We start from the raw sequence: 13,432 nt of genomic DNA on the forward strand, positions 1-13,432 counted from the left end.
CTCTACCTGTCGCCTGCCACGCTGCGTAACGATAAAAACTTACTGCCCTGATAAGGAAGAGTTAATGCCTGCCCAATTGCCAAGGTTGCCCAAAATCAGCGTCATTCAGTCCTTTAAAGTGGCCGCCGAACTGGGCAGCCTGGCAAAAGCCGCCGCCCAGCTGGCTTTAACCCCGGCGGCGGTCAGTCAGCAGATTCGCCAGCTGGAAGAGCAACTTGGCAGCGCGCTGTTTCTGCGCACGCAGAGCGGCGTGATGCTGACTGAAACCGGCAAAGAGTATCTGCGCTATGTTACCGAAGCCTTTGATATTTTGCACCTGGGTCAGCAAAACATCCGCCATGCGGCCATCGCGCCAAAACTCACGGTTTACACATTACCGGCGCTGGCGTCCAAATGGCTGTTGCCCAAACTGGCGAGCTGGCGCGACCATTGCCCGAATATCGATCTCTCGTTACACGGTACGCATTCTCAGGTCGATTTCACCGCGATGCACGCCGATTTTGTGATCTGCTTTGGTGAGGATCGTTACCCGCATTCAGATAAGCTGAAGTTGTTTCATGATGACGTGCTGCCGGTGGCCAGCCCTGCTCTGTTACATCGTTTTACGCCGGAAACGATCTTAAGCCAGGCGCCGCTGATCCACCTCGACTGGGGCAATGAAGGCCGTTTTCTGCCTGACTGGCGAAGCTGGTTTCAGGCAAAAGGCATGGATGAACCGCTGCCGCAGCCCGCGTTCAGCTTCAATCTGACCTCGCTGGCGATTGATGCGGCTGTCGCGGGAGCTGGTGTGCTGCTGGGGCAGCGACGCCTTATTGCGGCGGAACTGGCGCGGGGCGATCTGGTGGTAGTGGATGATCTTTGCCTGCCGCTGAGCAAACCCTATTACCTTGTCTGGCCGCAACGCACGCTGAGTCAGCCTGGCAGTGAGGCGATGATCGGCTGGTTAAAAGAACTGGGCGCGCGGTGCTGATACCCAGCTGCTGTGATGGCCCGCCAGCATGTAGCCGCTGACGGGCGCAGCGGCAGATTGTTACTTAAGCATGACCTTATCCGGCTGGTCGGTTGTGATCGTCGTTACGCATTGTCTTCAACGATTACCGCCACGCGTTGTCCTGCACGCACTGCGCTGCCTGGCTGGACGCTGACCTGCTGAATTATGCCGCTGCACGGAGCCAGAAGCGGGATCTCCATCTTCATCGACTCCAGCACCACCAGGATATCGCCTTCCTGCACCCGGCTGCCCGCCGTCGCCTGCACCTGCCAGAGATTGCCGGATACCGGACTTTCAACCCCCTGCTCGCCCGGTTGCAGCGGTGCGTCACCGCCTTCATCCGCTACGTTTTCCTGACTGTCGAAATGGGCCTGGCCGCTGGCTATCCAGCGGTCACGTTCAGCATTGAATGCGCTTTGCTGATGCTCACGAAACTCGCCAATACTTTCCGCTTCACGCGTAAGGAAATCCTGATACGCCGCCAGCCTCAGCGTGCTGTGCTCAATGCGCAGCGGATAGCGACCCAGTGGAAAGTCGCGACGAATCTGCAGCAGTTCCTCAGCAGAGACCGGATAAAAACGGATCTGATCGAAAAAGCGCAGCAGCCAGGGTTTTCCGCCAAAATCGGCGACTTCGTGATATCGGTTCCACATCTGCAGCGTGCGGCCCACAAACTGATAGCCGCCCGGCCCCTCCATGCCATAAATACATAGATAAGCGCCGCCGATGCCAACTGAGTTTTCCGCCGTCCAGGTGCGGGCTGGGTTATATTTCGTCGTTACCAGCCGATGACGCGGATCCAGCGGTGTGGCAACCGGTGCGCCAAGATAAACATCGCCCAGCCCCATGACCAGATAACGGGCCTCAAACACGGTGTTCCAGACGGCCTGCTCATCTGGCAGGTCGTTTATCCGGCGAATAAACTCAAGATTACTCGGGCACCAGGGCGCGTCCGGACGCACGGTGGTCATATACTTTTCGATGGCCTTCTGACAGGCGGGATCGTCCCAGGAGAGCGGCAGATGGACTACGCGTGTGGGGACCTGAAGGTCGTCACTCATGCAGACCGTTTCCCATTCACCGCGCACCCACGCCAGCAGCACGTGTGGCGTCAGCGTCTCCGGCTGAAAGTGGATTTGCAGCGAGCGGATGCCCGGCGTGATATCAATAATGCCGTGGCGTGTTTGCGCTTCCAGCGCCTGCATTAACGCGTGAATACGAAAACGCAGCACCAGATCCAGCTCCGGCTCGCCTGCCTCCAGCAGCAGATGCGTATCGCCTGAAAGCCGCGCGACCAGACGTTTATCCGCTTCACCGCAGGTCATTATTATCGGCGACATCAGTGGCGCAGGCTCCCAGAGAATGTCCTGTGGCTGTAGCGTGGTCAGCTCAATACGCCGCCCCTCTGCCAGCCGCCGTGCCGTCGGGATATCTACCGGAACAAACTGCACTTTGTCACCGGCTTTCAGCTGGCCCAGTTGCCAGAGATCCGCTTCGATGACCGTCACCGGGCAGACAAACCCGCCGAGACTGGGACCATCGGGACCCAGAATGACTGGCATATCACCGGTAAAGTCGACCGCGCCGATCGCGTACGGGTTGTCATGGATGTTTGAGGGGTGCAGTCCCGCTTCGCCGCCGCTGTCGCGTGTCCAGATCGGCTTTGGCCCAATCAGGCGCACGCCGGTTCGGCTGGAGTTAAAGTGCACTTCCCATTCTGTGGCAAAGAACGTCGCAATATAGTCCGGCGCAAAAAATTCCGGCGCACCGTGGGGACCATAAATCACGCGCAGCGTGCGGATTGTGGCGGGGTGTGTGCGCAGCGCCGTGGGCAGTTGTGTTCCGGCTGTGTTCGTAGCCCGCGGCGCGAGATGCAGCACATCACCGCTGCGCATCGCACGACCAGCGTGTCCGCCAAACTGACCGAGCGTAAAGGTACTTTTACTGCCTAAATAGTCCGGCACCTGAATACCACCGCTCAGGCAGAGATAACTTCTGACGCCTGCACCACGCATCGCGCCCAGCTTCAGTGTGGCGCCCGCCGGGATAGTAAATACGGCGTCCATTACCTGTTCAGCGCCGTCGAGCGTGACACTGAGCGGCGCACCACAGACTACCGCCTGAATCTCCGTGTTAAATTTCAGGGTGGGCCCGTTCAGCGTGATTTCCAGCGCGGCGTCACTCTCGTCATTGCCCAGCAGACGGTTGCCTGAGCGCAGGGCGCGATCATCCATCGGCCCTGATGGCGGCACGCCCACCGCCCAGTATCCCAGTCGTCCGGGATAATCCTGCACGCTGGTCTGGGTGCCGGCACTCAATACCTCAACCGTTGCAGCCTGATAGCCGAGCTGCTCCAGGCAGCGTGTCCAGGGGTCGCCAGCGGTAAAAGGCGCAAAGGCTAAGATCTGCAACAGATAGAGGCGGTTGGTTTCAACGCCATAGAGGCGGGTTTCCGTCAGTGCCTGTGCCAGTGCGGCGATAGCTTTTTCGCGTGTGGGATGCCAGGCAATCACTTTGGCCAGCATTGGATCAAAAAATGGCGGGACTTCGCATCCGGCCTCCACCCAGCGGTCGATGCGCAGGTTTTTACCGTCGGCCGCCGGGAAATGGACTTCAGTTAACAGTCCGGGTGAAGGCTGGAACTGCCGTCCCGGATCTTCCGCGTAGATGCGCGCCTGCACGGCATGGCCCTGTGGATTCAGCGTGGCGGCTAATACGCTTAGCGGCGGAAGATTGCCTGCCGCCAGCTCAATCATCCACTGCACCAGATCCACGCCCCACACCTGCTCTGTCACACCATGTTCAACCTGCAGGCGGGTATTCACTTCAAGGAAATAGAACTGCTGTGATGCGCTGTCGTAAACAAATTCAACCGTTCCGGCGCTGCGATAGTTCACCGCTTTTCCCAGCGCGATAGCCGCCGCGCATAAAGCCTCCGCCATACCTGCGGGCAGATTCGGCGCTGGCGTCTCTTCGATCACTTTCTGGTTACGCCGCTGTACCGAGCAGTCGCGTACGCCCAGCGCGATTACCTCGCCCTTCCCGTCACCGAAAATCTGCACTTCAAGATGACGGGCGCGTTCGATATATTTTTCGAGAAATACTCCGGCATCGCTGAAGTTGTTCTGGCCGAGGCGCTGGACCGTTTCAAACGCGTCGGACAGTTCATTTGCATCACGACAGACGCGCATCCCAATACCACCACCGCCCGCCGTGCTTTTCAGCATGACCGGATAGCCGACACGCTCTGCGGCGCGGCAGGCTTCGCTGACATCCGCCAGCAGCTCACTGCCCTCCAGCAATGGCACTTCTTCGGCCTTCGCCAGCGCGCGGGCCGTATGTTTCAGGCCAAAGGTCCTTAACTGCTGCGGTGTGGGGCCGACAAAAATCAGACCGGCAGCCTCGCACGCTTCCGCAAAGGCGGCATTTTCCGAAAGGAAACCGTAGCCAGGATGGATCGCTTTCGCCCCGCTCTGCTGCGCGGCGGCGATGATCTTTTCCGTCACCAGATAGGTTTGTGCAGCCGGGCCTTCGCCAAGGCTTAGCGCCACATCCGCCTCGCGGATATGTAAACTGCTCAGATCGGCTTCGGAGTAAACGGCGACCCCTTTCATCTGCATGGGCCGCAGCGTGCGCAGGATGCGACAGGCGATCGCGCCGCGATTGGCAATCAGTAAGGTATCAAACATAGGCGAACTCTCAGGGATGCGGGTCGTCCCGCAAAATTCGATATTCCCTGGGGCCGTCCCCGGGGCTGACCGGCACTTAAGCGGCGTACGTCGGCGGAATGTTCAGAAGGTCAGTGCGCAAGGCCATATCACTTCCACACCAGCACTTCGGCGGGTGTCGGATTCCAGCCATTACAGGGGTTATTCAGCTGCGGACAGTTGGAGATCAGCACCATTACGTTGCATTCAGCCACCAGGTCGACATATTTGCCGGGCGCAGATAAGCCGTCTTCAAAGGTCAGACCGCCTTCAGGCGTGACCGGAACGTTCATGAAAAAATTGATGTTGGCACCGATATCACGTTTGTGAAGGCGGCCATCGTGCAGGCAGGCACAGAGAAAGTTATCCCGACAGCTGTGCATGTAGCGCTTATCCTGGGCATAGCGCACAGTGTTGCTCTCCTGCGAGCAGGCTCCGCCCAGGGTATCGTGACGACCGCAGGTGTCGGCGACGATCGTCATCAGCGGATTGCCGAGATTCGAATAGAGCACGCTGCCGGTGGTCAGATAGACGTTTCCCTGACGACGCAGCGTGCGCTGAGGATCGTAGCGTTCCCGCGGGTTATCGCTGTTGTAAAACAGGGTATCAATTGCCTGATTCCCTTCGAGGTCGAGCAGGCGCAGTGTCTGTCCTTTTTTGACTTCGAACAGCCACGGCTCGCCTGCCGGGATTACGTGGCGATAGACAGCATCTTCAGGACGACGATCAGAGTTAATAAGGGTCATCGCAGCCTCCTCACAGGGCAAAAAGTTGGGTGTTCTGAAGCGCACGCTGGTTTTCACCGCGATTCGCAATCGCATCGCTTACAACCTGCATATCGTCAGCCTGATACCAGCTCAACTGGACCGGACGCGGGAGATAGTCAGTGGCGGGATCCTGCGGATGTGGCAGCGCGGTCAGCACCATCAGCACGTCCATGGGCGCGTAAAGCTCAACGAAATCACCCGCCTGGCTATTGCCTGCGCTGAACCCGAAGCGGCCCTGGTTATCAACCGTGACCTTGCTGAAAAAGTTAACGACCATCAGCAGATCTTCCAGACCCAGATCCCATTTGCCCATCTCAACCAGCAGATTATCTACGCCGTTGCGATAGAAACCGTTGCGCAGCTCCTGATAGCGCCCGGCACCGTATTTTTCCTGTGTTTCCGCCGCGTTGAGTACGCCGCCGAACGGATCGTGCCAGCCGCAGCTATCCGCAACGATCCCGGCCATCACGCGCCCCATATCGGAGTAGAAGCAGTAGCCGGTCGTCAGTCGGGCGGTGTGCTGGCCTTTCAGGGTGTCCGGCAGATTCAGCCGTTCACTTTTCTCGTGCGGATTGAGCATCATCATGCTGACGTTCGCACCGCCCTCAATGTCGGTCAGGCGCAGGATCTGCCCTTTACGCAGAATCAGCGAGGTATGCGCGCCACCGGGCAGCGGCTCTTCGCGCACGCTCGGGGCTGAATGAAAAAGATCTGTCATTGAGCGGTCTCCTTTAAAGGGTAAATGTTGTTTCTGCTGCCGGTCGTCAGCTGCGACAGCCGCGTTTCATTAAGCGGGATGTCGTAAGTGATACGCGCACCCCACGCATTGGGGGCCTGCGGGTCGATGCGCACTTTGTCAAACACCAGCAGCCGGGTTCCCAGATTGAAGCCTTCGGCAAGGTCATGCGTGACCATAAACACCGTCATCCGGGTTTCGCTCCACAGCTGGAGCAGCAGCGCATGCATATCTTTGCGGATGCCGGGATCCAGCGCGCCAAACGGCTCATCCAGCAGCAGCACGCGTGGTTGCATCACAAACGCCTGCGCAATGGCCAGCCGCTGCTGCATTCCGCCGGAAAGCTGCGCCGGATATTTATCCAGCGAATGGCCCAGCCCGACTTTCTCCAGCATCTGTTTTGCCTGCTCACGGGCCTGGCGTTTCCGGGCGCCAGACAGCCGCCCGATAAAGGGTGACGCCGGAAGTTCGAGGCCAATGGTGACGTTATCCAGCACGTTGAGATGAGGGAAAACCGAGTAGCGTTGAAACACCACGCCACGGCTGCGATCCGGCTCTCCGGGCAGCTGCTCGCCATCCAGCGTGATCGTTCCCCGCGTTGGCTTCTCATGACCGAGCAGCAGGCGTAAAAACGTCGACTTACCGCAGCCGGACGCACCCACCAGCGAGCAGAACTCGCCCTCTTTCACCTGCAGATTGATGCGCTCCAGCACCACGTGGTCGCCATACTCCTGCCAGATATTTTTGATATCGATAAAACTCATTCCCGGCCTCCTTCCGCCCAGGGGAAAAAGGTTTTGTGCAGCTGACGCAGCGCGAGGTCCATCAGCCACGCCAGCAGCGTGATCCAGATGACATAAGGAATGATCACATCCATCGCCATATAGCGGCGGACGAGGAAGATGCGATAACCCAGCCCGGCAGTCGCGGAGATGGCTTCGGCGGAGATCAGAAAGAGCCATGCCGATCCCAGCAGCAGACGCAGCGACGTAATCAGCCGGGATAACAGCTGCGGCAGCACGACCCGCAGCACCACCGTCCAGCTGTTCGCACCCAGGGTTTGTGCTTTGATAAACAGCTCTGCGGGGATTTCCCGCGCCCGATGTTCCAGATCGCGTGCCAGCATCGGTGTGATGCCGATGACGATCAGCATCACTTTTGACAGCTCATCCAGCCCGAAGACGATAAACAGCATTGGCAGCAGCGCCAGCGGCGGGATCATCGACACCACGGTCATGAAGGGTGACAGCGCCGCGCGGGTCATCGGAAAGACGCCCGCAGCAATGCCGATGCACAAGCCAATTACCGAAGAGAGCGCCAGGCCAGTCAGCAGACGAGTCAAGCTAATCCACGTATCCACCCACAGCAGATACTCCCCGCTGCGCTTGTCCGGCGTGAACGCCATCCGGTCGATGGCCGCGATCATCTGCGACAGGCCGGGCAGCAGTTTGTCGTGGGGATTGGCTTCCAGACGCACTGCCGAACTGATAAACCACGCGGCGATAAGCAACACAAACGGTAACAGCATCAGCGTCAGGCGCATTCCCTGCCGGGGATAGCGGTTGATGTGGCGCATGGCAGAAACTCCTGAGTCCGGTGATTACAGCTTGCCCGCAGCGGCCAGCTTCAGATAGCTGTCGTCAAAGCGCAGTTTGATGTTTGCGGTGTCGCCGACGGTGACCTTGCCAGGGAAGCGCATACCAATGAAGTCAGCGCTTTGCGCGCCCTCACCCAGTAATCCTTTATCAAAGGAAAACGCAGCGACGCGCTGCATGGTTTTCGCCAGTTCAGGGGATGAGACAAAGGTCTGGGTTTCGGCTGGCGTCCAGAACAGGTGGGTGGTTTTCAGCTGTGCCTTATAACCGGTGAGGTCCGTACCGGAATCGGCCGCCATGGCACTAAGCGCCTGGGTGTCTCCGGCCTGCATCTTCGCCATCATCTCGAACCAGGCTCCGGTCAGCGCCTTGCCGAGTGCGGGGTTATCTTTCAGGGTGTCGGTATTGACCACCATCATGTCAATTAACTCGCCCGGCACGGCCGATGAGCTGAACACTTCTGTCGTCAGCGGTGTCTTTTTGATGACCGAAAGCTGCGGGTTCCAGGCCACAGCCGCTTTAACGTTGCTGGTGCCGAACGCTGAGACAATATCGGCATCGGAGGTATTTACAACTTTAACGTCTTTTTCCTGCAGTCCGGCCTTCTCCAGCCCGCGTACCAGCAGATAGTGCGACACTGACAGCGCAGGCAGATAGACCGACATCCCTTTCAGATCGCTGAGCTTTTTATTTTCCCCTTTCAGGACTACGCCGTCGTTACCATCCGAATAGCTGCCGGTGATCAGCGCCGTGCTATCAATGCCGCCGGCTGCAGGAATGGTCAGGGCATCCATATTGGTCATAGTGCAGCCGTCGAACTGCCCGGCGGTGTACTGGTTGATCGACTCGATGTAGTCATTGAGCTGAGTGATGTGGATTTTAATGCCATATTTGCTGGCCCATTTATCAATGATCTTCTCATTGCTGATGGTGCCCCAGGGCATCCAGCCCGCGTAAATGGTCCAGCAGATGTTGAACTCTTTTTTGACGGCGGCGAAAGACGGCGCACTGACCAGCAGTGTCAGCGAAAGAATCAGCGTCAGGAGGAGGGATTTCTTCATGATTGACCTCTGGTTGGCACAAAAAAACGGGAGCAGCGCAGGACACCAGATGGTGCCGCTGTCTCCCGGGCTTTTGTCCCGCCGTGTAACCTCGCAGAGGTCGCCAGCTCTCGGACCAGACATTCACCTGCGTGAACCGGAACCCTAGCCAGCTATTTGCTATCAATGTGTCATACGCTGCTTACTGCTAAGACTTGAGCAAATGGCGTGCCAGAAATTAAAGTAAGTCATATCAGTAAGGTAGACGAGTTTTGGTACAGGAAGCACCGGGATGGTGAACCAGCAACGGGCATTGCACATAATCAGTGCTGTGGTGGGGATAAGGGCGATTTGCACAGTCAGTCTCTTTTTCTACCTGCTGCTGTCCCAAAATAATGACCCGGACCGTGACGCACATCACCTATCGCTATATAATCCAATGCATAACGATTTTCGAGGATAGTTAATGAAGCGCTTCTGGCAGGTATGCACACTCGGTTTACTGATATTTCTCCCGCTCTCTTCCCACGCCTCACGCCAGATCACCGACCAGATTGGCCGCCAGGTTACGATTCCTGACCACGTTGACCGCGTTGTTGTGCTTCAGCATCAGACGCTGAACCTGCTGGTGCAGATGAACGCCACCGATAAAATCGTCGGGGTGATGGCGAACTGGAAGCAGCAACTCGGCGACGGCTATGCCCGACTGGCCCCTGAGCTGAACCCTATGGCTACGCTTGGCGATCTGACGCACGTTGATCCGGAGAAGCTGGTGGCGCTGCATCCGCAGGTGGTGTTTGTCACCAACTATGCCCCGCATGAGATGATCGACAGTATTACCGCGCTGGGGATCCCTGTCGTGGCTATCTCGCTGCGTCATGGCCTGCCGGGTGAACAGGACAAAATGAATCCGACCCTCACTGATGAGGAAATGGCCTATGACAAAGGTCTGCGCGACGGCATTACGCTGATTGGCGAGATCGTCAATAAACCCGCTGAAGCGAAAGCGCTGATTGAGGCTACCGATCAGGGGCGCAAAATCGTCAGCGACCGGCTGAAAGATATTCCGGCGGAAAAACGTATTCGCGCCTATATGGCAAATCCGGAACTGACTACTTATGGTTCCGGGAAATATACCGGTCTGATGATGCAGCATGCGGGAGCGGTTAACGTTGCTGCGGCGACCGTGAAAGGATTTAAAACTGTGTCGATGGAGCAGGTGATCGCCTGGGATCCGCAGGTGATTTTTGTCCAGGATCGCTATCCTTCTGTCATCAATGAGATCAACAGTTCGCCGCAATGGCAGGCCATTGATGCAGTAAAAAATCATCGCGTTTATCTGATGCCTGACTACGCAAAAGCCTGGGGCTATCCGATGCCGGAAGCGATGGGGATTGGCGAGCTGTGGATGGCAAAAAAACTCTATCCGCAGAAGTTTCAGGATGTCGACATGAGCACGCTGGCTAACCGCTGGTATCAGCATTTTTATCGCACCACTTATCAGGGGCCAGAGTGATGCAGATACTGGCGGCGGGCAGCCTGAAAGGCGTCTGGCCAGCACTAATGGCGTACTTTCCGGCGCCGGTTGACACCCGTTTTGGGCCCGCCGGCCTGCTCCGCGAAAGGATTGAGGCCGGTGAGTCGTGCGACCTCTTTGCTTCAGCCAGTGAGGATCATCCGCAGACGCTGCTGGCTGCCGGACGCGCGCTGGCAGTCATGCCGTTTACCAGCAACCGGCTCTGTATTACGGTGCGCAGCGATTGTCTTCTGCCTGGAGACGACTGGTTCACATTGCTCACCCGTGACTCGCTGCGAATCGCCACGTCCACACCTGGTACCGACCCGTCGGGTGACTATACGCAGGTTCTTTTCTCCCGGATGGGTAATGCCGGTGAAGCGGTGCGCCAGCGCGCCCTCCCACTTGCTGGCGGGCGTGACTCACCAGTAATTCCCACAGGAAGGCTGGCAGCAGAGTGGATTATTCAGGCGGATATGGCGGATCTGTTTATCGGCTATGCCAGCTATCGGACAGCCCTGAGTCGGGCTGCGGGGTTGACGGTTTTGGATATTCCGGCGGCTGTTAATCCTGTTGCACGCTATGCCTGTGCGGTCATCACGCCAGAGGCGCAAAAGCTGGCGACGTTCTTAGGTTCAGAGCAGGCAAAAGGGGTATTACGGGATGCGGGATTTGGTTGTGAATAAAAAGCGTTCTTGCTATGACTTTGCGCCCCGTCAGCCTGACGCTTCGGGGGCGAAAAATCGAATCAGAGCTTAGCGAAATCCACCTTAAGCTTATGACTGATGTGTTCCGCCTGTTCGGTGGCTTTGTCGCCCTCACCTGTCAGAGTAAAAGCGATGGCGAAGGCGAAATCAAACGCCGCGCCCAGATCCTGTCCGCTCAGCAGATTGCCATCTTTCACAACCGATGCATTAACATAAACGCCATCGGTCACACCCTCTGAAGAGGTGCCGGAACTGACATAACGCCGTCCCTTTAAAAGCGCGTGAGGTGCCAGCACTCTGGCCGCTGCGGAACAGATTGGGCAGACCAGACGACCCGCTTCATCATGCCGGCGAATAAAATCGATCACCGCAGCATTCGCTGACAGATTTTTGCTGCCGTCCGGGCCGCCTGGCACAATCACCGCATCAAACAGCCGCTCGCAATTCTCCTCCAGCAGCTCATCAGCCACGACCTTCACCTGATGGTAGCTGGTCACTTCCCGGTAAGGCTGACAGGCCACAGTGGTCACGCGAACGCCAAGCCGTGAAAGAATATCGAGCGTGATAATGGCTTCAGCTTCTTCAAAACCGGGCGCGAGCAGCAGAGCAACGTTCTTATCCATGAAAAATCCTTTTACATTGTGGGTGTGGATGGAGCAAAGAATGTTCATCCTGGTCTGTGCAGGCACACCGTTTACTGATCCGAATCAAATCCGGGCGGGGTTTAGTTCAGGGCTAAAAAGCGGAAGCGGAAACACGGCCGTCATGAGTTATGTCAAAAGCCGCCACCTAAAACTCTTCAGGTTCTCCCGGCAGCGGCTCGGTCAGTTCCTGTCCTTTCACACCGGCATACGTGATCACCAGTTCAGCGGGTTCATCCAGAGTGTAACCACGATGCGCGCTGTTAACCGTTTCATTCAGAGCTTCACCTGCTGTGAACGTGCGCTGTTCGCCGCTCTCTTTATCCTCAACAATCAGGGTGCCGGAAAGAATAAACGCCGCATTCGGCATCGGGTGGGTGTGCCAGGGCAATGACGTATGGGCAGGCAGTGACAGTCGCATCACTGTCAGTTCAGGTTCGCCGGTGGGATAAGCATTAATCACCTCACCGTTCCAGGCCTGGCCGCTGCGCATCACTTCGACTGCGTTAATCTTGTTATCCTGCTTTGACATGGTTAATCCCTGTTGTTAATTAATAGAATGCCAGTAGTGACTGAGCAGTAAGCGTAGAAGAAAATGGCGCTGAGGGTTTCATACGTGATGAACCAGTAAACGATCAGTCAGCCAGTGCAAAAAAATAGCGGGAATGATTGAGCCAGCAGAGTGGGTGGTTAATTAATGTTCGAAATTTGCTTTGCGGTTATAAGATATATTCCGCCGTTAGTACGCAACCTGTGCGTTCTGTATTATCTTTGAAGCCATCTACTATCTGAGGGATTTCTGATAATGAAAGGTTTGTTTACGGCATTACTCGCCAGTTCTGTTTTATTATTATCCGCCTGCTCTAAAGACGACGATAACAAAGTTAAAGTCGCGATTAATACCGGGCCGGATGAAGCAATCTGGCAGGTGGTACAGCAGGTTGCCAAAGATAAATACAAGCTCGATGTTGAAGTTCTTAACTTCAATGATTATGTGCTGCCAAACGAAGCACTGAATAACAAAGAGGTTGATGCCAACGCCTTCCAGAGCCTGCCTTATCTTGAAGATCAGTCGAAAGAGCGCGGTTATAAATTTGCGGTGGTAGGCAAGACTTTCGTGTTCCCGATTGCGGCCTATTCGCACAAAATCAAAAACATCAGTGAACTGCCGAATGGCGCTACTGTGACGATCTCTAACGAGGCGACCACGCTGGGACGCAGCCTGCTGTTACTTCAGGCGCAGGGTCTGATTAAACTGAAAGACGGTGTGGGTTATTTACCGACCTCGCTGGATATCATCGAAAATCCAAAAAATCTGAAGCTGGTTGAAGTGGACACGCCACAGCTGACCCGCACGTTAGATGATCCGAACGTCTCTTTATCCATCATCAATACCAACTTCTCGGCTCAGGCTGGATTATCAGCACACCGCGATGGTTTATTTATGGAAAGTGCTTCGTCGCCTTACGTCAATGCACTGGTATCACGTGAAGATAATAAAGACAGCGACAAAATTCAGAAGCTGAAGTCTGCGCTGCAGTCACCGGAAGTCGCGGCGAAAGCGGAAGAAGTCTATAAAGGTGATGCTATTAAAGGCTGGTAAATCGCCCTTAATCGACCCTGAACGATCAAAAAAGGCCGCACTCTGATGCGGCCTTTTTTATATCTGCCCTTTAATCTGCACGTCTGTCGGCACGGTTGCGTACAGGCGACCGTCAGGAAAGCCAGAGGT

The 13,432-nt window shown here is 56.4% G+C and carries 12 protein-coding genes and 1 riboswitch; of the genes, 4 read left to right on the top strand and 8 right to left on the bottom strand.

Going from position 1 to position 13,432, the window contains the following annotated elements; translation table 11 throughout:
* Nucleotides 1-64 precede the first annotated feature (64 nt).
* Nucleotides 65-970: a LysR substrate-binding domain-containing protein gene (locus ACTJKZ_RS11455; RefSeq protein WP_440829594.1), complete on the top strand. Its 906-nt coding sequence runs from the start codon at nt 65-67 to the stop codon at nt 968-970.
* Between the two features lie 104 nt (nt 971-1,074).
* Here ACTJKZ_RS11455 and uca read toward each other — a convergent pair whose 3' ends face one another.
* The 6 genes from uca to ACTJKZ_RS11485 all read right to left on the bottom strand — a co-directional run bounded on the left by uca (nt 1,075) and on the right by ACTJKZ_RS11485 (nt 8,857).
* Nucleotides 1,075-4,680, bottom strand: coding sequence for an urea carboxylase (gene uca / locus ACTJKZ_RS11460; RefSeq protein WP_440829595.1), 3,606 nt, complete (start codon nt 4,678-4,680; stop codon nt 1,075-1,077).
* Between the two features lie 128 nt (nt 4,681-4,808).
* Nucleotides 4,809-5,444: an urea amidolyase associated protein UAAP2 gene (locus ACTJKZ_RS11465; protein WP_440829596.1), complete on the bottom strand. Its 636-nt coding sequence runs from the start codon at nt 5,442-5,444 to the stop codon at nt 4,809-4,811.
* 10 nt (nt 5,445-5,454) lie between these two features.
* Nucleotides 5,455-6,183: an urea amidolyase associated protein UAAP1 gene (locus ACTJKZ_RS11470; RefSeq protein WP_440829597.1), complete on the bottom strand. Its 729-nt coding sequence runs from the start codon at nt 6,181-6,183 to the stop codon at nt 5,455-5,457.
* Nucleotides 6,180-6,965 carry an ABC transporter ATP-binding protein gene (locus tag ACTJKZ_RS11475; protein WP_222925838.1) on the bottom strand — a complete coding sequence of 262 codons (786 nt, stop codon included), beginning with the start codon at nt 6,963-6,965 and terminating at the stop codon, nt 6,180-6,182. The genes ACTJKZ_RS11470 and ACTJKZ_RS11475 overlap by 4 nt, the downstream gene beginning before the upstream one ends.
* Complete coding sequence (locus ACTJKZ_RS11480) at nt 6,962-7,777, bottom strand: ABC transporter permease (protein ID WP_161734650.1); 816 nt, start codon at nt 7,775-7,777, stop codon at nt 6,962-6,964. The genes ACTJKZ_RS11475 and ACTJKZ_RS11480 overlap by 4 nt, the downstream gene beginning before the upstream one ends.
* Before the next feature lie 24 nt (nt 7,778-7,801).
* Nucleotides 7,802-8,857: a putative urea ABC transporter substrate-binding protein gene (locus ACTJKZ_RS11485; RefSeq protein ID WP_440829598.1), complete on the bottom strand. Its 1,056-nt coding sequence runs from the start codon at nt 8,855-8,857 to the stop codon at nt 7,802-7,804.
* Nucleotides 8,858-8,917: 60 nt separating this feature from the next.
* A riboswitch (guanidine-I (ykkC/yxkD leader) is annotated at nt 8,918-9,016 on the bottom strand.
* A 286-nt stretch (nt 9,017-9,302) separates the two neighbouring features.
* Here ACTJKZ_RS11485 and ACTJKZ_RS11490 point away from each other — a divergent pair.
* Entirely contained in the window at nt 9,303-10,352 is a 1,050-nt protein-coding gene (locus ACTJKZ_RS11490) for an ABC transporter substrate-binding protein (protein ID WP_222925751.1), read from the top strand.
* A complete protein-coding gene (locus ACTJKZ_RS11495) occupies nt 10,352-11,038 on the top strand; it encodes a molybdate ABC transporter substrate-binding protein (RefSeq protein WP_260058523.1) in 687 nt (228 codons plus the stop codon). The genes ACTJKZ_RS11490 and ACTJKZ_RS11495 overlap by 1 nt, the downstream gene beginning before the upstream one ends.
* A gap of 62 nt (nt 11,039-11,100) precedes the next feature.
* On the opposite strand, the gene ACTJKZ_RS11500 is transcribed toward ACTJKZ_RS11495, so the two are convergent.
* Both ACTJKZ_RS11500 and ACTJKZ_RS11505 read right to left on the bottom strand, forming a co-directional pair.
* Complete coding sequence (locus ACTJKZ_RS11500) at nt 11,101-11,682, bottom strand: DJ-1/PfpI family protein (protein ID WP_161734659.1); 582 nt, start codon at nt 11,680-11,682, stop codon at nt 11,101-11,103.
* Nucleotides 11,683-11,848: 166 nt separating this feature from the next.
* Complete coding sequence (locus ACTJKZ_RS11505; RefSeq protein ID WP_161734662.1) at nt 11,849-12,232, bottom strand: cupin domain-containing protein; 384 nt, start codon at nt 12,230-12,232, stop codon at nt 11,849-11,851.
* 273 nt (nt 12,233-12,505) lie between these two features.
* Between ACTJKZ_RS11505 and ACTJKZ_RS11510 the strand changes: the two genes are divergently transcribed.
* Nucleotides 12,506-13,303, top strand: coding sequence for a MetQ/NlpA family ABC transporter substrate-binding protein (locus ACTJKZ_RS11510; RefSeq protein WP_161734665.1), 798 nt, complete (start codon nt 12,506-12,508; stop codon nt 13,301-13,303).
* Nucleotides 13,304-13,432: the final 129 nt, after the last annotated feature.

This window comes from Pantoea sp. 22096, assembly GCF_052045955.1.
GTDB lineage: Bacteria > Pseudomonadota > Gammaproteobacteria > Enterobacterales > Enterobacteriaceae > Pantoea > Pantoea alfalfae.

Coding starts and splice junctions, on each gene's coding strand:
- ACTJKZ_RS11485 (WP_440829598.1), bottom strand. CDS start 8,857: ATGAAGAAATCCCTCCTCCTGACGCTGATTCTTTCGCTGACACTGCTG.
- ACTJKZ_RS11455 (WP_440829594.1), top strand. CDS start 65: ATGCCTGCCCAATTGCCAAGGTTGCCCAAAATCAGCGTCATTCAGTCC.
- ACTJKZ_RS11465 (WP_440829596.1), bottom strand. CDS start 5,444: ATGACCCTTATTAACTCTGATCGTCGTCCTGAAGATGCTGTCTATCGC.
- ACTJKZ_RS11510 (WP_161734665.1), top strand. CDS start 12,506: ATGAAAGGTTTGTTTACGGCATTACTCGCCAGTTCTGTTTTATTATTA.
- ACTJKZ_RS11490 (WP_222925751.1), top strand. CDS start 9,303: ATGAAGCGCTTCTGGCAGGTATGCACACTCGGTTTACTGATATTTCTC.
- ACTJKZ_RS11505 (WP_161734662.1), bottom strand. CDS start 12,232: ATGTCAAAGCAGGATAACAAGATTAACGCAGTCGAAGTGATGCGCAGC.
- ACTJKZ_RS11480 (WP_161734650.1), bottom strand. CDS start 7,777: ATGCGCCACATCAACCGCTATCCCCGGCAGGGAATGCGCCTGACGCTG.
- uca (WP_440829595.1), bottom strand. CDS start 4,680: ATGTTTGATACCTTACTGATTGCCAATCGCGGCGCGATCGCCTGTCGC.
- ACTJKZ_RS11470 (WP_440829597.1), bottom strand. CDS start 6,183: ATGACAGATCTTTTTCATTCAGCCCCGAGCGTGCGCGAAGAGCCGCTG.
- ACTJKZ_RS11475 (WP_222925838.1), bottom strand. CDS start 6,965: ATGAGTTTTATCGATATCAAAAATATCTGGCAGGAGTATGGCGACCAC.
- ACTJKZ_RS11500 (WP_161734659.1), bottom strand. CDS start 11,682: ATGGATAAGAACGTTGCTCTGCTGCTCGCGCCCGGTTTTGAAGAAGCT.
- ACTJKZ_RS11495 (WP_260058523.1), top strand. CDS start 10,352: ATGCAGATACTGGCGGCGGGCAGCCTGAAAGGCGTCTGGCCAGCACTA.